This window comes from Pseudomonas sp. 15C (assembly GCF_055484735.1).
This window is the reverse complement of record NZ_JBUDGD010000033.1, coordinates 1-22,074: the sequence shown is the minus strand read 5'-3', so window position 1 is coordinate 22,074 and position 22,074 is coordinate 1. Positions and strand designations below refer to the sequence as shown.

The 22,074-nt window shown below is 59.4% G+C and carries 26 protein-coding genes and 1 tRNA gene; 7 read left to right on the top strand and 20 right to left on the bottom strand.

Annotated features, from left to right (window positions below; all coding sequences use genetic code 11):
• Positions 1-12 precede the first annotated feature (12 nt).
• From rlmN to trmJ, 12 genes are all read right to left on the bottom strand, one after another.
• The gene (rlmN, locus tag ACYYKW_RS17305) at positions 13-1,161 is read right to left on the bottom strand and encodes a dual-specificity RNA methyltransferase RlmN (protein WP_090286031.1); all 1,149 of its coding nucleotides are present in this window, start codon (positions 1,159-1,161) and stop codon (positions 13-15) included.
• A gap of 28 nt (positions 1,162-1,189) precedes the next feature.
• Positions 1,190-1,615, bottom strand: a complete 426-nt coding sequence (gene ndk, locus ACYYKW_RS17300) for a nucleoside-diphosphate kinase (protein ID WP_024014216.1) — start codon at positions 1,613-1,615, stop codon at positions 1,190-1,192.
• An 87-nt stretch (positions 1,616-1,702) separates the two neighbouring features.
• Positions 1,703-1,903: a Fe-S cluster assembly protein IscX gene (iscX, locus tag ACYYKW_RS17295; RefSeq protein WP_464990642.1), complete on the bottom strand. Its 201-nt coding sequence runs from the start codon at positions 1,901-1,903 to the stop codon at positions 1,703-1,705.
• 14 nt (positions 1,904-1,917) lie between these two features.
• Positions 1,918-2,259: an ISC system 2Fe-2S type ferredoxin gene (gene fdx / locus ACYYKW_RS17290; RefSeq protein ID WP_007916885.1), complete on the bottom strand. Its 342-nt coding sequence runs from the start codon at positions 2,257-2,259 to the stop codon at positions 1,918-1,920.
• Positions 2,259-4,124, bottom strand: coding sequence for a Fe-S protein assembly chaperone HscA (gene hscA / locus ACYYKW_RS17285; protein WP_464990641.1), 1,866 nt, complete (start codon positions 4,122-4,124; stop codon positions 2,259-2,261). Before hscA ends, fdx begins: the two co-directional genes overlap by 1 nt.
• Before the next feature lie 51 nt (positions 4,125-4,175).
• Positions 4,176-4,697, bottom strand: a complete 522-nt coding sequence (gene hscB, locus ACYYKW_RS17280; protein WP_016773325.1) for a co-chaperone HscB — start codon at positions 4,695-4,697, stop codon at positions 4,176-4,178.
• A gap of 8 nt (positions 4,698-4,705) precedes the next feature.
• Positions 4,706-5,029, bottom strand: coding sequence for an iron-sulfur cluster assembly protein IscA (iscA, locus tag ACYYKW_RS17275; RefSeq protein WP_030139597.1), 324 nt, complete (start codon positions 5,027-5,029; stop codon positions 4,706-4,708).
• Positions 5,030-5,053: 24 nt separating this feature from the next.
• Positions 5,054-5,440, bottom strand: coding sequence for a Fe-S cluster assembly scaffold IscU (gene iscU, locus ACYYKW_RS17270; protein ID WP_003227907.1), 387 nt, complete (start codon positions 5,438-5,440; stop codon positions 5,054-5,056).
• 101 nt (positions 5,441-5,541) lie between these two features.
• Positions 5,542-6,756, bottom strand: a complete 1,215-nt coding sequence (locus ACYYKW_RS17265; protein WP_093098571.1) for an IscS subfamily cysteine desulfurase — start codon at positions 6,754-6,756, stop codon at positions 5,542-5,544.
• Between the two features lie 47 nt (positions 6,757-6,803).
• Positions 6,804-7,295 carry a Fe-S cluster assembly transcriptional regulator IscR gene (gene iscR, locus ACYYKW_RS17260; protein ID WP_003227911.1) on the bottom strand — a complete coding sequence of 164 codons (492 nt, stop codon included), beginning with the start codon at positions 7,293-7,295 and terminating at the stop codon, positions 6,804-6,806.
• A 239-nt stretch (positions 7,296-7,534) separates the two neighbouring features.
• The gene (gene cysE, locus ACYYKW_RS17255) at positions 7,535-8,311 is read right to left on the bottom strand and encodes a serine O-acetyltransferase (RefSeq protein ID WP_336355386.1); all 777 of its coding nucleotides are present in this window, start codon (positions 8,309-8,311) and stop codon (positions 7,535-7,537) included.
• Positions 8,312-8,314: 3 nt separating this feature from the next.
• Positions 8,315-9,085 carry a tRNA (cytosine(32)/uridine(32)-2'-O)-methyltransferase TrmJ gene (gene trmJ / locus ACYYKW_RS17250; RefSeq protein ID WP_090286037.1) on the bottom strand — a complete coding sequence of 257 codons (771 nt, stop codon included), beginning with the start codon at positions 9,083-9,085 and terminating at the stop codon, positions 8,315-8,317.
• A gap of 145 nt (positions 9,086-9,230) precedes the next feature.
• Between trmJ and suhB the strand changes: the two genes are divergently transcribed.
• Positions 9,231-10,049 (top strand): type III secretion system regulator SuhB, encoded by an 819-nt coding sequence (gene suhB / locus ACYYKW_RS17245; RefSeq protein WP_090286039.1) that lies wholly within the window; start codon positions 9,231-9,233, stop codon positions 10,047-10,049.
• 247 nt (positions 10,050-10,296) lie between these two features.
• On the opposite strand, the gene ACYYKW_RS17240 is transcribed toward suhB, so the two are convergent.
• The 6 genes from ACYYKW_RS17240 to queA all read right to left on the bottom strand — a co-directional run bounded on the left by ACYYKW_RS17240 (position 10,297) and on the right by queA (position 16,401).
• A complete protein-coding gene (locus tag ACYYKW_RS17240; protein ID WP_007956693.1) occupies positions 10,297-10,845 on the bottom strand; it encodes a glycine zipper 2TM domain-containing protein in 549 nt (182 codons plus the stop codon).
• 121 nt (positions 10,846-10,966) lie between these two features.
• Complete coding sequence (gene secF, locus ACYYKW_RS17235; protein ID WP_258448094.1) at positions 10,967-11,881, bottom strand: protein translocase subunit SecF; 915 nt, start codon at positions 11,879-11,881, stop codon at positions 10,967-10,969.
• Between the two features lie 9 nt (positions 11,882-11,890).
• Complete coding sequence (secD, locus tag ACYYKW_RS17230; protein WP_464990640.1) at positions 11,891-13,759, bottom strand: protein translocase subunit SecD; 1,869 nt, start codon at positions 13,757-13,759, stop codon at positions 11,891-11,893.
• A gap of 65 nt (positions 13,760-13,824) precedes the next feature.
• Positions 13,825-14,163, bottom strand: coding sequence for a preprotein translocase subunit YajC (gene yajC, locus ACYYKW_RS17225; RefSeq protein ID WP_016773317.1), 339 nt, complete (start codon positions 14,161-14,163; stop codon positions 13,825-13,827).
• A gap of 43 nt (positions 14,164-14,206) precedes the next feature.
• A complete protein-coding gene (gene tgt, locus ACYYKW_RS17220) occupies positions 14,207-15,322 on the bottom strand; it encodes a tRNA guanosine(34) transglycosylase Tgt (RefSeq protein ID WP_160768392.1) in 1,116 nt (371 codons plus the stop codon).
• 14 nt (positions 15,323-15,336) lie between these two features.
• The gene (gene queA / locus ACYYKW_RS17215; RefSeq protein WP_206415086.1) at positions 15,337-16,401 is read right to left on the bottom strand and encodes a tRNA preQ1(34) S-adenosylmethionine ribosyltransferase-isomerase QueA; all 1,065 of its coding nucleotides are present in this window, start codon (positions 16,399-16,401) and stop codon (positions 15,337-15,339) included.
• A gap of 108 nt (positions 16,402-16,509) precedes the next feature.
• Between queA and ACYYKW_RS17210 the strand changes: the two genes are divergently transcribed.
• Together ACYYKW_RS17210 and ACYYKW_RS17205 are read left to right on the top strand one after the other, a co-directional pair.
• Positions 16,510-16,594, top strand: a tRNA-Leu gene (locus ACYYKW_RS17210).
• Between the two features lie 93 nt (positions 16,595-16,687).
• Complete coding sequence (locus ACYYKW_RS17205; RefSeq protein ID WP_336355399.1) at positions 16,688-17,017, top strand: hypothetical protein; 330 nt, start codon at positions 16,688-16,690, stop codon at positions 17,015-17,017.
• A gap of 18 nt (positions 17,018-17,035) precedes the next feature.
• On the opposite strand, the gene ACYYKW_RS17200 is transcribed toward ACYYKW_RS17205, so the two are convergent.
• Positions 17,036-17,404: a PH domain-containing protein gene (locus ACYYKW_RS17200; RefSeq protein WP_090286060.1), complete on the bottom strand. Its 369-nt coding sequence runs from the start codon at positions 17,402-17,404 to the stop codon at positions 17,036-17,038.
• Between the two features lie 190 nt (positions 17,405-17,594).
• Here ACYYKW_RS17200 and ACYYKW_RS17195 point away from each other — a divergent pair, with 190 nt between their 5' ends.
• The 4 genes from ACYYKW_RS17195 (at position 17,595) to ACYYKW_RS17180 (ending at position 21,202) form a co-directional block, all read left to right on the top strand.
• On the top strand, positions 17,595-17,954 hold the full coding sequence (locus ACYYKW_RS17195) for a hypothetical protein (RefSeq protein WP_336355401.1): 360 nt from the start codon (positions 17,595-17,597) through the stop codon (positions 17,952-17,954).
• Positions 17,955-18,070: 116 nt separating this feature from the next.
• The gene (locus ACYYKW_RS17190; protein WP_464990639.1) at positions 18,071-18,859 is read left to right on the top strand and encodes a hypothetical protein; all 789 of its coding nucleotides are present in this window, start codon (positions 18,071-18,073) and stop codon (positions 18,857-18,859) included.
• A 72-nt stretch (positions 18,860-18,931) separates the two neighbouring features.
• Positions 18,932-20,851 (top strand): alkaline phosphatase D family protein, encoded by a 1,920-nt coding sequence (locus ACYYKW_RS17185; RefSeq protein WP_464990638.1) that lies wholly within the window; start codon positions 18,932-18,934, stop codon positions 20,849-20,851.
• A 159-nt stretch (positions 20,852-21,010) separates the two neighbouring features.
• Positions 21,011-21,202 (top strand): type II toxin-antitoxin system Phd/YefM family antitoxin, encoded by a 192-nt coding sequence (locus ACYYKW_RS17180; protein WP_172833244.1) that lies wholly within the window; start codon positions 21,011-21,013, stop codon positions 21,200-21,202.
• Here the strand turns inward: ACYYKW_RS17180 and ACYYKW_RS17175 are convergent.
• On the bottom strand, positions 21,203-22,074 hold an 872-nt coding region (locus ACYYKW_RS17175), incomplete at its 5' end, for an aminotransferase class III-fold pyridoxal phosphate-dependent enzyme (protein ID WP_464990637.1).

Genomic DNA, 22,074 nt, shown 5'->3' with positions numbered 1-22,074 from the left:
AGAGATCCTCTCTTAGTGAGTGTTCGTGGCGTTCTGAGCCAGATCGCTGTCGGCGCTCAACTCACGCACAGCGATGTAACGTTCACTGCGACGGGTGCGATCCAGCACCTGCCCTACCAATTGACCACATGCAGCGTCGATGTCTTCACCACGGGTGGTGCGCACGGTGACGTTGAAACCGGCCTGATGCAACTGATCCTGAAAGCGGCGAATGGCGTTGTTGCTTGGCCGCTCGTACCCGGAATGCGGGAACGGGTTAAACGGGATGAGGTTGATCTTGCACGGGATGTCTTTCAGCAACTCGATCATTTCCACCGCGTGCTCAAGCTTGTCGTTGACGTCCTTGAGCAAGGTGTACTCGATGGTCAGCACACGTTTCTCGCCGAGGGCGGACATGTAGCGCTGGCACGACTCGAGCAGCATCTTAAGCGGATATTTCTTGTTGATCGGCACCAATTGGTTACGCAATGCGTCATTCGGTGCGTGCAGGGACAACGCCAGGGACACGTCGATGTGCTTGGCCAGCTCATCGATCATCGGCACCACGCCCGAAGTGGACAAGGTCACACGGCGCTTGGAGATTCCGTAGCCGAGGTCATCCATCATCAGATGCATGGCGGCGACGACGTTGTCGAAGTTCAGCAACGGCTCGCCCATGCCCATCATCACCACGTTGGTGATGGCGCGGTCGACGGTGGCCGGGACGCTGCCGAAAGATTTGTTGGCAATCCACACCTGGCCGATGACTTCGGCGGCGGTGAGGTTGCTGTTGAAGCCTTGCTTGCCGGTGGAGCAGAAACTGCAATCCAGGGCACAGCCTGCCTGGGACGAAACGCACAAAGTGCCGCGTTTGCCCTGGGGAATGTACACAGTCTCGACGCAGCTGCCGGACGCCACGCGCACCACCCATTTACGGGTGCCGTCGCTGGAGATGTCCTCGCTGACCACTTCCGGACCACGCACTTCGGCAATGGCCTTGAGCTTGTCGCGCAAGGCCTTGCTGACGTTCGTCATGGCGTCGAAATCATCGACGCCAAAGTGGTGAATCCATTTCATTACCTGACCGGCACGGAAACGCTTCTCCCCGATTGAGTCGAAGAATTTTTCCATTTCCGGCTGGGTGAGACCCAGCAGGTTGGTTTTCACAGTCGATGTCGTCATGGATTCACCTTCACTCTTAAGCCAATGCTTAGCGAGTGGTTACTTCAGTAGCTGCGAAGAAGTAAGCGATTTCGCGAGCAGCAGCGGCTTCGGAGTCCGAACCGTGAACGGCGTTGGCGTCGATCGACTCGGCGAAGTCAGCACGGATGGTGCCGGCAGCCGCTTCTTTAGGGTTGGTAGCGCCCATCAGCTCACGGTTGCGAGCGATGGCGTTTTCGCCTTCCAGAACCTGAACGACAACCGGGCCGGAAGTCATGAAAGCAACCAGATCACCGAAGAAACCGCGCTCGCTGTGCTCAGCGTAGAAGCCTTCGGCTTCGGCTTTGGACAGTTGCTTCAGTTTCGAAGCTACCACGCGCAGGCCAGCGTCTTCGAAGCGAGTGGTGATCTTGCCGATCACGTTTTTAGCAACGGCGTCAGGCTTGATGATGGAGAAAGTACGTTGAACAGCCATGGTGTAACTCCAGAAACGGTAATTTGCGAAAAATTAAACCCGCGAATTATACGCGGGTTCTTGGGTATTGCCTAACCTGCGAGACGATCAGTCCAATTCTGCGGCCCAAAGCTCTTGAACCGCTTCGAGCACCTTCTCGCCGACCCGGCCAGAAGTAGCATCGAAGTCAGGCAGCTCAAGGATCATCTGCTGCAGACGGACGAAACCTACCGAGTACGGATCGAGCCCCTCGTGGGTCTCGGCCAGCTCTTCGGCAATGCGTTGAACATCATTCCAACCGTAGCTCATGACAGTATTACCAGTCAGTGCGGCGCTTCGGCCGCATGGTTAAGCGAATATTTCGGGATCTCGACGGTAATGTCTTCTTCACCGACGATGGCCTGACAGGCCAGACGCGATTGCGCTTCCAGGCCCCAGGCGCGATCGAGGAAATCTTCTTCCAGCTCATCGGCCTCTTCCATCGAGTCGAAACCCTCGCGGATGATGCAGTGGCACGTGGTGCAGGCGCAGACGCCGCCGCAGGCACTTTCCATCTCGATGTGGTGTTCGTGGGCAAGCTCGAGAATCGAGGTGCCGGGCGCAGCCTCGACCACCATGCCTTCAGGGCAGAACTTCTCGTGGGGCAGAAAAATGACCTGCGGCATCAGATATCCTCGATTTCATTCAGGTTGCGCCCCGACAGAGCGGCTTTGACCGTCTGATCCATGCGGCGGGCAGCAAAAGCATCGGTCACTTGCGACAGACGCTTGGTCTGCTGCTCGATGGCATAACCATCGGTGCCTTTCATCAGTTCGGCCAGTTCTTGCATCTGCAGGTCGATGACCATGCGCTCTTCGGCGTCGAGCAAACGCTCGCCATCCGCCTCCAGAGCGCCCTGCACCGCTTCGAGCAGGCGCTGGGCATCGACTTGCTGTTCACGCAGAACGCGGGCGACCTTGTCGTCACCGGCGTACTGGAACGAATCTTTCAGCATCTTGGCGATTTCGCCGTCGGTCAGACCGTAGGACGGCTTGACCTGAATGCTCGCCTCGACGCCCGAACCCAACTCACGGGCAGAGACGCTGAGCAAACCATCGGCATCGACCTGGAAGGTCACGCGAATCTTCGCCGCGCCAGCGACCATCGCCGGAATACCGCGCAATTCGAAGCGCGCCAGAGAGCGGCAATCGCTGATCAGCTCGCGCTCACCCTGCAGCACGTGGATCGCCATGGCCGACTGGCCGTCTTTGTAGGTGGTGAAATCTTGCGCGCGAGCGACGGGGATGGTGGTGTTGCGCGGAATCACCTTCTCCATCAGGCCGCCCATGGTTTCCAGGCCCAGGGACAATGGAATCACATCGAGCAGCAGCAGTTCGCCGCCATCGCGCTTGTTGCCGGCCAAGGTGTCAGCCTGGATCGCAGCCCCGATGGCCACCACTTGATCCGGGTCGATTTCGGTCAGCGGCTGGCGACCAAAGGCTTCGGCGACCGCTTCGCGAACACGCGGCACACGGGTCGAACCGCCGACCATGACCACAGCGTGGACGTCTTCCAGCTCGATGCCGGAATCGCGAACGGCGCGGCGGCAGGCTTTCAGGCTGCGTGCGACCATCGGCTCGATCAGCGCATCGAAGGCCTGGCGAGTCAGCTGGGCCTTCCAGTCGCCATAAGCCACTTCAACACTGGCCGCATCGGTCAGGGCTTCTTTGGCCGCACAAGCGGTCTGCAGCAGATTGCGTTGTGCACCCGGATCGAGATCGGCGGACAGCCCGGCGCTCTCGATGATCCAGCCGGCAATCGCGTGATCGAAGTCATCGCCGCCCAGCGCGCTGTCGCCGCCAGTGGCCAGAACCTCGAACACACCGCCGGTCAGGCGCAGAATCGAAATATCGAAGGTACCGCCGCCCAGGTCATAAATGGCGACCAGACCTTCGGCATGCTGGTCAAGACCGTACGCCACCGCAGCGGCGGTCGGCTCGTTGAGCAGACGCAAGACGTTCAGACCAGCGAGTTTCGCCGCATCTTTGGTGGCCTGACGCTGGGCATCGTCGAAATAGGCAGGAACGGTAATCACCGCACCAACCAGTTCGCCGCCCAAGGTCGCTTCAGCGCGCTGACGCAGGACCTTGAGGATATCGGCGGAGACTTCGACCGGGCTTTTCGGGCCCTGCACGGTATCGATGAACGGCATGTGCGACTCGCCACCGACGAAGCGGTACGGCAGTTGCTCGCCCAATTGCTTGACGTCGGACAGACCACGACCCATCAAGCGCTTGACCGACAGCACGGTGTTCAAAGGATCCGCGGCGGCGGCCAGCTTGGCCGACTCGCCGACTTCGATGCGGTCGGCGTGATAACGCACGGCGGACGGCAGGATGACCTGCCCGTCGGCATCGGCCAGCGGTTCGGAGACACCGCTGCGCAAAGCAGCGACGAGAGAATTGGTAGTGCCCAGGTCGATGCCGACAGCCAGACGACGCTGGTGCGGTTGAGGACTTTGGCCGGGTTCGGCGATCTGCAGTAGAGCCATGGTAATCAGGTCTTGTCTGTCTATCAGGCGTGCAATCAGGGCAGCACTGGGTTAATCGTCGAGGCGCTCTTCTAGCTGGCGCACTTCGTAGGTGAGCTTGTCGAGGAACTGCATGCGCCGCATCAGGCGTTCGGCCTGTTCGCGTTGCGCCGCATCATCCCAACAGGCTGCGAAGCTTTCATTGAGCTGTTCCTGAGCGGCCTTGAGGCGACGCTTGAACACCGCGACACCGTCGAGATCGGCACTGTCCTGCAGGTCTTCGAGCTCTTCGCGCCATTGCATCTGCTGCAAAAGAAACTCGGGATCGTGGACAGTGACTTCCATCGGCACTTCATGCCCGCTGATTTTCAGCAGGTAGCGCGCACGCTGGGCCGGACTCTTGAGCGTCTGGTAGGCGTCGTTGAGCCGCGCGGACTGCTCGAGCGCCGAACGCTGCTCGCGCTCGGAAGCGTCGGCAAAGCGGTCAGGGTGAACCCCGCGCGCCAGCTCGCGATAGCGCGTGGCCAACTGCTCAAGATCCAGGCGGAAGCTCGGTTGCAGCTCGAATAAAGCGAAATGACAAGGAATACCCACGACAAGCCTCAGATGTTGAAGCTTTCGCCGCAGCCACATTCACCGCGTACGTTGGGGTTGTTGAACTTGAAGCCTTCGTTCAACCCTTCCTTGACGAAATCGAGCTCGGTGCCGTCCAGGTAGGTCAGGCTTTTCGGGTCGATGATCACTTTCTGACCATGACTTTCGAAAACCTGATCGTCTTCACCGACTTCGTCGACGAATTCCAGTACATAGGCGAGCCCGGAACAGCCCGTGGTGCGAACACCCAGGCGGATACCCTCGCCCTTGCCGCGCCCTGCAAGGGAGCGCTGCACATGCTTAGCTGCCGCTTCTGTCATCTGGATTGCCATGAAAACTCCTTACCGTAACGCGGATCAGATCAAGCCTTTCTTCTGCTTGTAATCGCGAACAGCCGCTTTGATAGCGTCTTCAGCCAGTACCGAGCAGTGGATTTTCACTGGCGGCAGGGCCAGTTCTTCGGCCAGCTGAGTGTTCTTGATGGTTTCGGCTTCGTCCAGGGTCTTGCCCTTCATCCACTCGGTGGCGAGGGAGCTGGAAGCGATAGCCGAACCGCAGCCGTAGGTCTTGAACTTGGCGTCTTCGATAACGCCCTGGTCGTTGACCTTGATTTGCAGACGCATCACGTCGCCGCACGCCGGAGCGCCGACCATGCCGGTGCCAACATCAGGATCTTCCGCGTTCATCTTGCCGACGTTGCGCGGGTTTTCGTAGTGGTCGATGACCTTTTCGCTGTAAGCCATGATTCTCAATCCTCACTCATCAGGGCCGCTCTTGAGACCCTGCAACTGCGCTGCGTGAACCGCCGCGTCGCTACAGGACCTGTATCCGGCGGCTTCTTTGGTTAGTGTGCCGCCCACTCGATTTTCGAGATATCGACGCCATCTTTGTACATGTCCCACAGCGGCGACAAAGCGCGCAGCTTGGTAACGGCCTCGCAGACTTTCTGCGCGGCGTAGTCGATTTCTTCTTCGGTGGTGAAACGGCCGAAGGTAAAGCGGATCGAGCTGTGTGCCAGTTCGTCGTTGCGGCCCAGGGCGCGCAGTACGTACGAAGGCTCCAGCGACGCCGAGGTGCACGCCGAACCGGACGATACCGCCAGATCCTTGAGCGCCATGATCAGCGACTCGCCTTCAACGTAGTTGAAGCTCAGGTTCAGGTTGTGCGGAACGCGGGCGGTCAGGCTGCCGTTGACGTACAGCTCTTCCAGATGCTCGACCTGCTTGTAGAAACGGTCGCTCAAGGCTTTGATACGGACATTTTCAGCGGCCATGTCTTCTTTAGCCACACGGAACGCCTCGCCCATGCCGACGATCTGGTGGGTCGCCAGGGTGCCGGAACGCATGCCACGCTCGTGACCGCCGCCGTGCATGGTCGCTTCGATGCGCACACGCGGCTTGCGGCTGACGTACAGCGCGCCGATGCCTTTAGGGCCGTAGGTCTTGTGGGCGGAGAACGACATCATGTCGACTTTCAGTTTCTGCAGGTCGATGTCGACCTTGCCAGTGGACTGAGCGGCGTCGACGTGGAACAGCACACCCTTGGAGCGCAGCAGTTCGCCGATCGCAGCGATGTCGTTGACAGTACCGATTTCATTGTTCACGTGCATCACCGACACCAGAATGGTGTCTTCGCGCAGTGCCGCATCGATCATCGCCGGAGTGATCAGACCGTCTTCGGTCGGCTCAAGGTAAGTCACTTCGAAACCTTCGCGCTCCAGTTGGCGCATGGTGTCGAGAACGGCCTTGTGTTCGATTTTGCTGGTGATCAGGTGCTTGCCCTTGGAGGCGTAGAAATGTGCCGCACCCTTGATTGCCAGGTTGTCGGACTCGGTGGCACCGGAGGTCCAGACGATTTCGCGCGGATCGGCATTGACCAGATCGGCCACCTGACGACGGGCGTTTTCGACCGACTCTTCAGCCTTCCAGCCAAATACGTGGGAGCGCGACGCCGGGTTGCCGAAGTTTCCGTCAACCAGCAGGCATTCACTCATTTTTTGCGCAACACGCGGATCAACCGGGGTGGTCGCAGAGTAATCAAGGTAAATCGGCAATTTCATGGACTATCTCCTAAATCAGGGCTGGCGTGCCGTTGGCTCTCTGGCGGTCATTCGACGGCGGACGCTTCAATCTTGTCCAGGCGTGGCGCCTTGCTGTTGCAACGGCGCTGGTCCTGACGCTGGGCTACTTCTTGCACCTCACGGCGAGTCACAAGATCAGCCAAGCTGATACCACTTAGAAATTCGTGAATCTGCAGGCTCAGGTCGCACCACAGATGGTGGGTCAGGCAGGTGTCGCCGGAATGGCAATCGCCCTGGCCCTGGCACTTGGTGGCGTCGACCGATTCGTTCACCGCATCGATCACCTGGGCAACCTGGATGCCCTGCATGTCGCGGGACAACTGGTAGCCACCACCCGGACCGCGAACACTGGAAACCAGGTTGCTGCGACGCAGTTTGGCGAACAGCTGTTCGAGGTAGGACAGGGAGATGCCTTGGCGCTCGGAGATATCGGCCAGGGACACCGGCCCGTGCTGCGCGTGCAACGCCAGGTCAAGCATGGCGGTCACGGCGTATCGGCCTTTTGTAGTCAGTCGCATGGACAGTTACCACGGAGTTCAGAATGGGCGGGAGTATGCAATTCCCGAGCATTTAAGTCAACTATAAGACCTAGTGCTTTAGTCGGGTTTACCCGCAAAAGAGCGCGCGCACTATAGCAAAGGCCTGTGACGTACAGCCAGCGCAACCGTGTAATCGTTCATCGCGAGCGGGCTCACTCCTGCAGGGGAACGCATTTCAAATGTAGTAGTGAGCCTGCTCGCGATAGCAGCACCGCGATTTAACTGACTTGACTCTGATCTTTGCCCTTCACACAGGCAAAGTCTTCTTCACGCAGCTCAGGCAGATCTTTCGCACAGTAATTGCTGCCCAGATCCTTCAACGCGCCGCACATGCCTTCCAGTCGTCCGTCGACCGCTTGCAGGTGATCGAGTAACTGGCCGATGGCGCGCGCCACTGGGTCGGGCATGTCTTCGCTGACGCCATAGGCATCGAAACCGATTTTTTCGGCCATGGCCTTGCGCTTGGCGTCCTGCTCTTCATCGGACTTGACGATGATGCGCCCGGGAATCCCCACCACGGTGGCGCCCGGCGGCACTTCCTTGGTCACCACCGCGTTGGAACCGACCTTGGCACCGGCACCAACCGTGAACGGACCGAGCACCTTCGCGCCTGCACCCACCACCACACCGTCGCCCAGCGTCGGATGGCGCTTGCCCTTGTTCCAACTGGTGCCGCCAAGGGTCACGCCCTGATAAATGGTCACGTCGTCGCCGATCTCGGCGGTCTCACCGATAACGATGCCCATGCCGTGGTCGATGAAGAACCGACGGCCGACCTTGGCGCCCGGATGAATCTCGATGCCGGTCAGCCAGCGGCCGAAGTTCGACACCAGCCGCGCCAGCCACTTCAGATCGTTGCGCCAGAGCATGCCAGCCAGGCGATGAATCCAGATCGCATGCATGCCGGGGTAGCAGGTCAGGACTTCAAAAGCGTTACGCGCCGCCGGGTCTCGATGGAATACGCTCTGGATATCTTCACGCAAACGCTCAAACATCATTCAGTCCTTCCGCTTAAGAAGCTCACCACGGGCCGCTTTCTGGGTTTCCGTGAGAATGCCCCGCAAAATATTCATTTCCGCCCGGCTGACCGAGCTGCGTCCGTACAACCGGCGCAGGCGCGCCATCAAGTGCCGGGGCTTTTCCGGGTCGAGAAATTCGATCGCGACCAATGTCTGCTCCAGATGCTCATAAAAGCGCTCCAGCTCATCCATGGTCGCCAGTTCGGCACTTTTTACCGAAGCCACTTCTTCTTTCTCGACCTTGCTCGGCTGCCCCTGCGAGGCCAGCCAGGCCATGCGCACTTCATAACTCAACACCTGCACCGCCGCCCCCAGGTTCAGCGAACTGAACGTCGGGTCGGAAGGGATGTGCACGTGAAAGTGACATCGCTGCAGCTCTTCGTTGGTCAGCCCGGAATCTTCACGCCCGAACACCAAAGCGATTTCGGCGCCCTGCCCGGCTTCTTCGATGACTTTGGTTCCGCATTCACGCGGATCGAGCAGCGGCCAGGGAATACGCCGATCCCGCGCACTGGTACCTAGGACCAGATTGCAGCCGACCAGCGCGTCTTCCAAAGTGGCGACGACTTGCGCGTTTTCAAGGATGTCTCCGGCACCGGATGCTCGGGCATCGGCTTCGTGGTGCGGAAACTGGCGTGGCTCGACCAGCACCAGACGCGACAGACCCATGTTTTTCATGGCGCGCGCGGCCCCGCCGATGTTTCCGGGGTGGCTGGTATTGACCAGGACGACACGAATGTTCTGCAGCAAGGGAGGCGCTCTCGGACATTGGAAAGGGGGGCAAATCTTACAGAACAGCCTACCGTTAAGCTATGAAAGCGAACAGCGTCCTTCACCTGAAGAAAAGTTCTGATAGAATGCGCGGCTTTCTTTAACAACCTTAGGTGACACATCCATGCAGCCCATGCTGAATATCGCGCTGCGCGCCGCCCGCAGCGCCAGTGAACTGATCTTCCGCTCCATCGAGCGCCTGGATACCATCAAGGTCGACGAAAAAGACGCCAAGGATTACGTATCCGAGGTCGATCGCGCCGCTGAACAGAAAATCATCGATGCCCTGCGCAAGGCTTACCCGAATCACTCGATCCGGGGTGAAGAGACCGGCCTGCACGCCGGCACCGGCATCGAAGGCGAAGAGTACCTGTGGATCATCGATCCACTGGACGGCACCACCAACTTCCTGCGTGGCATTCCGCACTTCGCAGTCAGCATCGCCTGCAAATACCGTGGTCGCCTGGAACACGCTGTGGTTCTGGACCCGGTGCGCCAGGAAGAATTCACCGCCAGTCGTGGTCGCGGCGCACAACTGAACGGTCGTCGCCTGCGCGTCAGCGGCCGCACCAGCCTTGACGGCGCCCTGCTGGGTACCGGTTTCCCGTTCCGTAACGATCAGATGGACAACCTCGACAACTACCTGGGCATGTTCCGCTCCCTGGTAGGCCAGACCGCCGGCATCCGCCGCGCTGGCGCAGCGAGCCTGGACCTGGCTTACGTCGCTGCCGGTCGTTTCGATGCATTCTGGGAGTCGGGTCTGTCCGAGTGGGACATGGCGGCAGGCGCCCTGCTGATTCAAGAAGCCGGCGGCCTGGTGAGCGATTTCACCGGCGGTCACGACTTCCTTGAAAAAGGCCACATCGTTGCCGGCAACACCAAATGTTTCAAGGCAGTGCTGACGGCGATCCAGCCGCACCTGCCGGCTTCGCTGAAGCGCTAAGCTTCGGACGAATCAGAAAAGCACCCTTCGGGTGCTTTTTTTATGCCCGCAATTTGCGTCCTGACACCCCACAAATCCAATGCAGGAGTGAGCCTGCTCGCGATAGCGGTGTTTCAGCCACCACCTATCTTGAATGATAAATAGCTATCGCGAGCAGGCTCACTCCTACAAGGGATTGTTGTGCCGGTGGAATTGCAGGCACAAAAAAAGCACCCCGCAGGGTGCTTCTTTTCAAACCAGTGAAACCTTACTGACCCGGCTCGTTCTGCGACAGGATCAGCTTGCCTTCCTTGTCGACCGGAATCTGGTTGCCCGGATCGCGGTCCATCCGCACTTTGCCTTCCTTGCCATCGAGCGAGTAACGCACGTCGTAACCGACGACCTTGTCGCTGATGTCATTGACCGTGTTGCAGCGGGTTTGCGTGGTGGTGTAGGTATCACGCTCCTGCATGCCCTCCTGCACCTTGTTGCCCGCATAACCGCCACCGACCGCACCGGCTACCGTGGCAATCTTCTTGCCGGTGCCGCCGCCAATCTGGTTACCCAGCAAACCACCGGCCAGCGCGCCAACCACGGTCCCGGCGATCTGGTGTTGATCTTTCACCGGCGCCTGACGGGTCACCGTTACATCCTTGCAAACTTCACGTGGAGTCTTGATCTGTGTCTTGACCGGCTCAACGGCTAGCACTTGCGCATACTCAGGGCCGCTTTTAACCAGGCTGTAGGTGGCAACAGCACCCCCGGCTGTAACACCGACAGCACCCAATACCGCACCAACCAGCAACGACTTGTTCACATGAACCTCCTGACCATCACATGCGGGACGCGCCCGCGCTTCTCCCAGCCTTGGAGCACAAAAAAAGGCGCGAGTTCAACTCGCGCCTTTCGTGGCCTGACAGCCGGAGTTTCGAGGGCCGTTATGGACGGTCGTCGACTTCCTGCTCGGTGTTGGCCGGAGGAATCAGATCCTCTGTAGTCAGGTTCAGCCAGATCAGCACGACGTTGGCGATGTAGATCGACGAGTACGTACCTGCCAGCACGCCGATGAACAGCGCAATGGAGAAGCCGAACAGGTTGTCGCCGCCAAAGAACAGCAGCGCCGCGATCGCCAGCAATGTCGAGATCGACGTCGCCATGGTGCGCAGCAGGGTCTGGGTGGTCGAGATGTTGATGTTCTCGATCAGCGACGCCTTGCGCAGGACACGGAAGTTCTCGCGCACCCGGTCGAACACGACGATGGTGTCGTTCAGCGAGTAACCGATGATCGCCAGTACCGCCGCCAGCACCGTCAGGTCGAAGGTGATCTGGAAGAACGACAGGATACCGATAGTCACGATCACGTCGTGGATCAGCGACACGATGGCGCCGACCGCGAATTTCCACTGAAAGCGGAAAGCCAGGTAGATCAGGATGCCACCGAGCGCCAGGAGCATGCCGAGGCCGCCCTGGTCGCGCAACTCTTCACCGACCTGCGGGCCGACGAACTCGACACGCTTGACCGTCGCCGGGTTGTCGCCGCCGACCTTCTGCAGCGCTTCCGCGACCTGATGACCGAGCTGCGGGTCTTCACCCGGCATGCGCACCAGCAGGTCAGTGGTGGCACCGAAGTTCTGCACGACGGCTTCGTGGTAACCCGAGGTCGCCAACTGCTCGCGGACCTTGGTGACATCGGCCGGACGCTCGTAGGTCAGCTCGATGAGCGTACCGCCGGTGAAGTCCAGGCCCCAGTTCATGCCTTTGGTGACAACGCTGAATACCGCCAGCAGGGTCAGAAAAACCGTGACGCCGAACGCGAAGTTGCGAACGCCCATGAAGTTGATTGTACGTAACATGGCAGCCCCTTAAATCCACAACTTCTTGAAGTCACGTCCGCCAAAGATCAGGTTGACCATTGCGCGGGTCACCATGATGGCCGTGAACATCGAGGTAAAGATCCCGAGGGACATGGTCACTGCGAAGCCCTTCACCGGGCCGGTGCCCATGGCGAAGAGAATGCCGCCGACCAGCAAGGTGGTCAGGTTGGCGTCGAGAATCGCGGTGAATGCCCGGCCGAAGCCTTCGTTGATTGCACGCTGCACGGTCATGCCGGCGGCGATCTCTTCACGGATCCGCGAGAAGATCAGCACGTTGGCGTCGACCGCCATACCCATGGTCAGCACAATACCGGCGATGCCCGGCAGGGTCAGCGTGGCACCCAGCAGCGACATCAGCGCCAGCAACAGCACCATGTTCACCGCCAGCGCGACAGTGGCGATAACGCCGAAGAAGCGGTAGATGGCGATGATGAACAGCGACACGAACAGCATGCCCCACAGCGACGCGTCGATACCTTTGGTGATGTTGTCAGCACCCAGGCTCGGACCGATTGTGCGCTCTTCAGCGAAGTACATCGGCGCCGCCAGACCACCGGCACGCAGCAGCAGGGCCAGTTCGGACGATTCGCCCTGGCCGTTCAGGCCGGTGATACGGAACTGCGCACCCAGCGGCGACTGAATGGTCGCCAGGCTGATGATCTTCTTCTCTTCCTTGAAGGTCTGCACCGGCACGTCTTTCTCGACGCCGTTGACGACCTGCTTGGTGTAAGTCGTCACCGGGCGCTGCTCGATGAAGATCACCGCCATGCTGCGACCCACGTTGGAACGGGTCGCGCGACTCATCAGCTCGCCACCGTGACCATCCAGACGGATGTTCACTTCCGGCGTGCCGTGCTCGCCGAAACCGGCCTTGGCGTCGGTGACCTGGTCACCAGTGATGATCAGACCACGCTCGATCTGCGCTGGCGGACGATTGCCTTCACGGAATTCGAACGACTCGGAAGTGGCTTTCGAAGCGCCCGGCTCGGCGGCCAGACGGAACTCAAGGTTGGCCGTCTTGCCGAGAATACGCTTGGCTTCGGCAGTGTCCTGCACGCCCGGCAGTTCAACCACGATGCGGTTGGCACCCTGACGCTGAACGATCGGTTCGGCAACACCCAGCTCGTTGACGCGGTTACGTACCGTGGTCAGGTTCTGCTTGATGGAGTATTCACGGATTTCCGCCAGCTTGGCCGGGGTCATCGCCAGACGCAGCACCGGTTGACCGTTGAGGTCGGCCGGAACAATGTCGAAATCGTTGAAGTTCTTGCGGATCAGGCTGCGAGCCTGTTCGCGGCTGTCTTCGTCAGCGAAGCCCAGCTGAATGGCACCGCCCAGTTGCGGCAGGCTGCGATAACGCAGCTTTTCTTTGCGCAGCAGGCTCTTGACGTCGCCTTCGTAGACTTTCAGGCGTGCATCGAGGGCTTTGTCCATGTCCACTTCAAGCAGGAAGTGCACACCACCGGACAAGTCCAGACCCAGCTTCATCGGGTGCGCGCCCAGATTGCGCAGCCATTGCGGAGTGGTCTGTGCCAGGTTCAGCGCAACGACGTAGTCATCACCCAATGCCTTGCGCACAACGTCCTTGGCCGGCAGCTGATCTTCAGCCTTGGCCAGACGGATCAGACCGCCCTTGCCGCCCGAGGTCAGCGTGGCTGCCTTGACGTTGATGCCGGATTCTTTCAACGCAGTGCCGACGCGATCCAGATCGGCCTGATTGACCTGCAGGGCCGTGCTGGCGCCGCTGATCTGAATGGCCGGGTCATCGGGGTAAAGATTGGGAGCGGAATAAATCAGACCGATCGCCAGCACCGCCAGGATCAGAATGTATTTCCACAGAGGGTATTTGTTCAGCATCACGCCGCCCGTTATGAACGCGGGGCGCCTTGCGCGCCCCGTCGATTGAGTAGAAGTTGTTGCTCTTAGATCGCTTTCAGCGTGCCTTTTGGCAGCGTGGCGGCGATGGCGCCTTTCTGGAACTTCATTTCAACGGTGTCGGAGACTTCCAGAACCACGAAGTCATCGGCAACCTTGGTGATCTTGCCGGCGATGCCGCCAGTGGTCACGACTTCGTCGCCTTTCTGCAGGCTGCTCAGCAGGTTCTTCTGCTCTTTGGCGCGCTTGGCCTGTGGACGCCAGATCATCAGGTAGAAGATGACCAGGAAGCCGACCAGGAAAATCCACTCGAAGCCGCCGCCCATTGGGCTTGCAGCAGCCGGTGCAGCTGCGTCAGCCATGGCGTTAGAGATAAAAAAGCTCATTTAGCACTCCAGTTGCAAATGTTGAATCTTGGGGTCAGAAAACTCAGTCCAAAGGCGGAACGGGAAGCCCGCGTTTGGCGTAGAAGGCATCGACAAAGGCGGCCAATGTACCCTGTTGAATAGCCTCGCGCAAACCAGCCATCAGCACCTGATAATGGCGCAAGTTATGGATGGTATTGAGCATGCTGCCGAGCATTTCGCCGCACTTGTCCAGGTGATGCAGATAAGCGCGCGAGAAGTTCTGGCAGGTATAGCAATCGCAGGTCGGATCCAGCGGCGATTCATCATGGCGATGGAACGCGTTACGGATCTTCAGCACGCCAGTATCAATGAACAGATGCCCATTGCGGGCATTACGGGTTGGCATCACGCAATCGAACATGTCCACACCGCGGCGCACACCCTCAACCAGATCTTCCGGTTTGCCAACGCCCATAAGGTAACGAGGTTTGTCAGCGGGCATCTGGCCCGGCAGGTAATCGAGCACCTTGATCATTTCGTGCTTCGGTTCACCCACCGACAGGCCGCCGATAGCGAGGCCGTCGAAGCCGATCTTGTCGAGGCCTTCGAGCGAGCGCATGCGCAGGTTTTCATGCATGCCGCCCTGGACGATGCCGAACAGCGCTGCGGTGTTGTCGCCATGCGCATTCTTCGAACGCTGGGCCCAGCGCAACGACAGCTCCATCGATACGCGCGCAACGTCTTCGTCGGCCGGGTACGGCGTGCATTCGTCGAAGATCATCACGATGTCGGAGCCGAGATCGCGCTGCACCTGCATCGATTCTTCCGGGCCCATGAACACTTTCGCGCCATCGACCGGCGAGGCGAAGGTCACGCCCTCCTCCTTGATCTTGCGCATCGCGCCAAGGCTGAACACCTGGAAGCCGCCGGAGTCAGTCAGGATCGGGCCTTTCCACTGCATGAAATCATGCAGGTCGCCGTGCTCCTTGATCACCTGCGTGCCGGGACGCAGCCACAGGTGGAAAGTGTTGCCCAGAATGATCTCCGCGCCCGTGGCGACGATGTCACGCGGCAACATGCCCTTGACCGTGCCGTAGGTGCCGACCGGCATGAACGCCGGGGTTTCGACGGTGCCACGGGGGAAGGTCAGGCGACCACGGCGAGCCTTGCCATCGGTGGCCAGCAGCTCAAAGGACATTCGACATTCGCGACTCATTCTGTTTCCTCTGGGCCTGATTGTTCAGGGGCAGTTGGAGCGGGATTGCGGGTGATGAACATCGCATCACCGTAGCTGAAAAAGCGGTAACCGTTGTCGACCGCGGCTTTGTAGGCGGCCATGGTTTCCGGGTAACCGGCAAACGCCGAAACCAGCATCAACAGCGTCGATTCCGGCAAATGGAAATTGGTCACCAGAGCATCGACCACATGAAACGGTCGGCCCGGGTAGATAAAGATGTCGGTGTCGCCACTGAACGGCTTGAGTACACCATCACGCGCCGCACTCTCCAGCGAACGCACACTGGTCGTGCCGACCGCCACCACCCGACCACCGCGCGCACGACACGCCGCTACGGCATCGACCACGTCCTGGCCGACTTCCAGCCACTCGGTGTGCATGTGGTGATCTTCGATCTTGTCGACGCGCACCGGCTGGAACGTTCCCGCGCCGACGTGCAGCGTGACGAACGCAGTCTCGACGCCCTTGGCCGCAATCGCCTCCAGCAACGGCTGATCGAAATGCAGCCCCGCCGTCGGCGCCGCCACCGCGCCCAGGCGCTCGGCGTACACGGTCTGATAACGCTCGCGATCCGAGCCCTCATCCGGGCGGTCTATATAAGGAGGCAACGGCATGTGCCCGACACGGTCGAGCAGCGGCAGCACTTCTTCAGCGAAGCCCAGCTCGAACAACGCATCATGACGCGCCAGCATCTCGGCTTCGCCACCGCCGTCGATAAGGATCTTCGACCCCGGCTTCGGCGACTTGCTCGAGCGCACATGCGCCAGCACGCGGTGGCTGTCGAGCACGCGCTCAACCAGAATTTCCAGCTTGCCGCCGGACGCTTTCTGCCCGAACAGCCGCGCCGGAATCACCCGGGTATTGTTGAACACCATCAAATCGCCCGGGCGCAAATGCTCAAGCAAATCAGTGAATTGACGGTGTGCCAGGGCGCCGCTCGGCCCATCGAGGGTCAGCAGGCGACTACCGCGACGCTCGGCCAAAGGATGGCGGGCGATCAGCGAATCAGGAAGCTCGAAAGTAAAGTCAGCAACGCGCATGATGGGGTTCGTCTAGCAGGGCCGGAAAGTCTAGCGGAAATATCAAAAATTGACCATGAAACGTGATTGACCAACGGTAATGACCTCTCTATACTTCGCCGCCATTGAGCCCTGATGGCGGAATTGGTAGACGCGGCGGATTCAAAATCCGTTTTCGAAAGGAGTGGGAGTTCGAGTCTCCCTCGGGGCACCAAAATTAAGAAAGGTCTTGCTTTGCAAGGCCTTTTTTTTCGTCTGGCGGAAAGTGCCGCTCGCCTGCCGACGAGATACTCAAAAGGTCGACCCCATGGAAACCTCACTGGAAACCATCGCCCTCTTCTCCCTCAAACTCGCCTACGAGGAGGAAGGCCTGAGCCCGATTCTGCGCGATGACATGGTCATGGGCGATTACCAGAAGGACATTTTCGAGCTGTTGGTCAAGCGCGGCGATGTGCAGGCGATTCAGTTCAAGATGAATGAATGCCTGAGCCTGGCGATGGATGCGTTGGGCGGGGTTGAAAAGCCGTTGGGGCGGGAGTTGAGCAAGTTGTCGGCGCAGTTGAGTCGGGCGCAGTCGCTGGAGCAGTTGGATCAGCCGCTGCTCGCGATCAAGGGATATTTGCGCGACATTCTTTGAATGCCGCGCGCGCATCGCTTAGAGCAGATAGCTGGAAATGTACTTCGAAATTTCCACCATCGACGTCTTGCCGGTGAATTCGAATTTCACTTTCCCTAGTGACGAAAAGTAGATCTCCAGTTCCGAATCCAGATCGAACGTGCCCGATGTTTCCACGGAGTAGGCGACGATGTTCTTGTAGGGCAGCGAGGTGAAATCCTTTTTGCTGCCGGTGATGCCCTGGACGTTGACAGCGATGATGCGCTTGTTGGTGAAGACCACGCCGTCGCGCATGGCTTTGTAAGCGTCGATGACTTGCTCGCCTTCCAGCAACAGTGCGGTGACGCGCTCGGCATACTCGTCGTTCTGTTTGAGTTTGAAGAAGCCTTTGTTATTGAAGTCGATCATCTGTCCATCCTCTGGTTGAAGAAAAATCCTGCGGATTACTTACGCACTTTGACGACTCGAATGTCGATCGCCCCGCCGTTACGCAGACGAAGAAAGTGGCGCGAAGCTACTATTTTGCTATCTTGCCGTCCACTGCCGACGGCGAGGTTTCGAGCGCCTCGACGGTATCGATTTTCTAAGGACACGCAGCATGCTGGCTTTGCTTTACCTGTTCATTTGGACTGTGGTGTGGGTCTGGATCGCGACCGAGCGCGGAAACTGGAATCTGATTCAGGCCAACCTGGCAGGCGCTGCCGGTGGTTTTGTGGTCGCGATGACCGTTTCGATCATCGTCTCAAGCCTCTTCCCGTCAGATGCAGCTTCGTCGACACACTTCAAAGGAAGCGTAATGGCTGTGACCACCACAGCAGGCGCGCTGGCGGGTGTCTGGATGTGGCTGGCCAGTCGACCACGGCCAGCGCATCCGCTAGTACGCCACATAGTGGCTGGCCTCTGTGCATTGGCCGCTGGCGTGACGACATTAACGATTATTGCAGTCAACTTTCGCTGAGCAGCGCACTCACCGCTGGCGTTACGCGTGGGTTTTGCTATCGTGCCGCCCATCGTCAGCGCTCACCACGGGAGTGCGTTGATCTTGGCTTTTTGAAGGGTTAAGGAAAGGATCGAATGGATTTTTTGCGCTTGCTGGCATTTGTTGCGGTGTGGGGTTTCATGTGGCGCTGGGTGGTGAAGAACCGCGGCAGCTGGAATCTGTTTTTCGGCAATATGGTCGGTTTGGCAGGCGGTTTGATCGTCGGCCTGGTGGTGTTGTCCATCAGCCTTTCACTGTTCCCGATGGCACACGAGCCCAAGCAGGCAGTCGAAGAAACCGCTGCCCAGACAGTCGACCCCGCTGCGGTGATGCCTGAAGCCGAGCCTGCGACCGTTACGGTAAAGGAGCCTGCGCCGGCACCTGCGCCAGCACCTGTACCCACGCCTGCATCCACCCCGGTCACCAGCAACCTCCCAACCTACGTTGCCAGCACACCGCAAAATGAGCCTTCGCCGCCGGAGTCTCCGCTCATGCCGTTCTATAGCCAGCGCATGGCAACGACGACGATATCGGAGAAGAAACTTGAAGACGTTGTGGGCGCGAACGTTGTCACCCTGCGCCGAATGATGGGAACGCAGCCTGACGCTGACAAGTCAGTACTGGCAGCGGTCATGTGCGTTCCGTTCGTACAAAGAGCCATGCGTTTTCCGGCAGCGGCGATGATCACTCCACAAGCCAAAACCGATAGCCGATTGTTCAAGGATCAGACCTACACCATCACCAATACCGTCACCGCCCGCAATATGCTTGGCGACGACGTTCTCTACCAATTCGATTGCTCGATCAAACAGTTGCCGGCCGACGCTGCAGGTTACTCCGACTGGCAATTGCTCGACCTGAAATTGAAGAAGGCCGACTCTTAAGCCTCGCTTAAGCGCTCAAGGCGCCGGCTGCGTTATCATCGCCAGCCTGTACGCCTTGAGCTTTGCCCTTCGATGTCTCGACACCTGACCGATACCTCTTTGCTACCGCCGGTTCTGGCCGGCCCGCTGTTGCGCCGTCTGCAGCCAACGCGGCTGGTCATGTGGCTGGTTGGTAGCCGCGAACTGGCGCTGACCTTGCGCCTGCAAGGTGTAGGAGACATTCCTCTCGATGCCGGGAAATGCATGGTTATTCCCGTAGGCCGTCATGCGTTTGTTCACCTCATTGATGTTGCGCTCGACAGCGCCCTGCCCTGCGATACGCGTATCGACTATGACCTGCTGATTGATAACGCCGCGGGTGTTGCCGACTGGGCGCCGCATCTGCTGTATGGCGAGGCGACGAGTCCGAACTTCGTCCTGCGCGCGCGGATCGATCAGTTGCTACATGGTTCCTGCCGCAAGCCGCATCACCCGGCAAGCGATGGTCTGCTTTGCGTTGATCAGTTGCTGGCCGAGGAAACCGATCCGCAACAACGTCCGGCGCTGCTGATGATGAGCGGCGATCAGGTCTACGCCGACGACGTCGCCGGGCCGATGCTGCGGGCGATTCATGCGTTGATCGAACGGCTCGGCCTGTTCGACGAACACCTCGAAGGCGCGGTGGTCAGCGACAGTGCCAAGCTCTATGAACACCCGGCCAGCTACTATCACCGCGCGGATTTGTTACCGGCGCTGGAAAGCAACGAGACGTTGCGCGAGCGATTTTTCGGCGGTGCGCGTAAGCCGATTTTCACCAGCAGCAGCGCCGACAATCATCTGGTGACCTTCGCCGAAGTCATGGCGATGTACCTGCTGGTGTGGTCGCCGACACCGTGGGCGTTGATCAACCCGCAGGCACCGACGCTGACGCCGCCGCGGCTGAAGCGATACCGCCTCGAACAGACGCGCATCGATGCCTTCAAGACCGGCTTGGGTAACGTCGCTAGGGCACTGGCGCACCTGCCGAGCCTGATGATTTTCGACGATCACGACATCACCGATGACTGGAACCTGTCCGCGCAGTGGGAGGAAACCGCCTACGGCCATCCGTTCTCCAAGCGCATCATCGGCAACGCGCTGATCGCTTATCTGTTGTGCCAGGGCTGGGGCAACAATCCCGATGCGTTCAAGGAAGTGTTGGCCAAGACCCGACAGCTGAGCGCCAGCGGCGATGACGGTTATCTGGACCAACCAGTGCAGGATGATTTGATCGATCAGTTGCTGCGTTTTCAGCAGTGGCACTTCGTTCTGCCAAGCAGTCCGGCGCTGGTGGTGATCGACACGCGCACGCGGCGCTGGCGCAGTGAAATGGCGCTCAAGCAACCTTCGGGTTTGCTCGATTGGGAAGCGCTCAGCGAACTGCAGCAGGAACTGCTCGATCACCCGTCGGCGATCATCGTTTCCCCGGCACCGATCTTTGGTGTGAAGTTGATCGAGACCGTGCAAAAGGTCTTCAGCTGGTGCGGTTATCCACTGCTGGTCGATGCGGAAAACTGGATGGCCCATCGCGGCGCCGCGCAAGTGATCCTGAACATTTTCCGCCACTCGCGCACACCGGGTAACTACGTGGTGCTGTCGGGTGACGTGCATTATTCGTTCGTCTACGAAGTGTTGATCCGCCATCGCAAGGCCGGCCCGCGTATCTGGCAGATCACCAGCAGCGGCATCAAAAACGAATTCCCACCGACCCTGCTGGAATGGTTCGACCGCCTCAACCGCTGGCTCTACTCGCCACGCTCACCGTTGAACTGGTTTACCAAACGCCGGCAGATGCGCATCGTGCCGTACACGCCCGAACATGCCGAGGCCGGGGAACGGTTGTGGAATTCGGCGGGGATTGGACAGGTGTTTTTCAATGAACAGGGGCAGCCGAGCGAGATTGTTCAGCACAATTCGAATGGGGCGGTGAAGACGCGGATGTTGGCGCCAGAGTTGGGGGATGAGCCGGATTAAGGGATGACCGGTGAGGTTCCATTTGACAGCAGCTCAGTTGCTGACAAGTACTGGCGATCAGGATTACAAATCTCTCGGAAACGTCTCCGGAATACCTGGGTGATACTGGGCACAATTGAATCCTGCCGAATTGTGCTCTACCCACCAAAGGTCTGTCTCATGCAAACCATCCCCTACAGCAAAGTCCGAGCGTGCCTTGCAAAATCCATGGATCAGGTCATCAACGACCGCACTCCCCTGCTCGTTATCAGGCGAAGTGCCGATCCTGTGGTAATGATTTCCTTGGCAGATTACTGCGCAATGATGAAAACAGCCGAAGCAGTAAGTGCTCCAGCTGTTGCGATGCCGTGATTACGAAGATTGGATGGAGGCCAGTGCTCGCCCAACCCCTCTGACAATCATCCCCACCTCCCGCTCATCAATCGTCAACGGTGGCAGCAGCCGTATCGTCTTGCCGCGGGTGACGTTGATCAACAAGCCATGATCCCGTGCCGCAATCAGGGTCAGGTCGCGCACCGGTTGTTTCAGCTCGATGCCGATCATCAGTCCCTGTCCGCGAATCGCCAGCACATTGGGGTTGTCGGCAAGCTCTGCGCGTAACCGGGTCAACAGGCGCTCGCCTTGTACCCGCGCATTTTCCAGCAAACCTTGTTCTTCGATGATATCCAGCACGGTGCAGGCGACCCGGCAGGCCAGTGGGTTGCCGCCGAAGGTGCTGCCGTGGCTGCCGGGGGTGAACAGGTCGGCCGCGCGGCCGCGTGCCAGGCATGCGCCGATCGGCACGCCATTGCCGAGGCCTTTGGCCAGGGTCATGACGTCGGGAACGATGCCTTCGTGTTGAAAGGCGAACCACTGCCCGGTGCGGCCCATGCCGGTCTGGATTTCATCGAGCATCAGCAGCCACGCGTGGCGATTGCACTGATCGCGCAGGGCTTTGAGGTAACCGGGCGGCGCGACCTGCACGCCGCTCTCGCCCTGAATCGGCTCGACCAGAATCGCCACGATGCGCCCGCCGTGTTTACGCTGCACCTGCTCCAGCGCGGCGAGATCGCCGAACGGCACTTTGACAAAATCCCCCGGCAATTCGTTGAAGCCCAGGCGCACCGCCGGGCCATCGCTGGCCGACAAAGTGCCGAGCGTGCGGCCATGAAACGCGTTGGCCATGACCACCACCAGCGGCTGTTCGACACCCTTGCGCCAGCCATACAAGCGCGCGAGTTTCA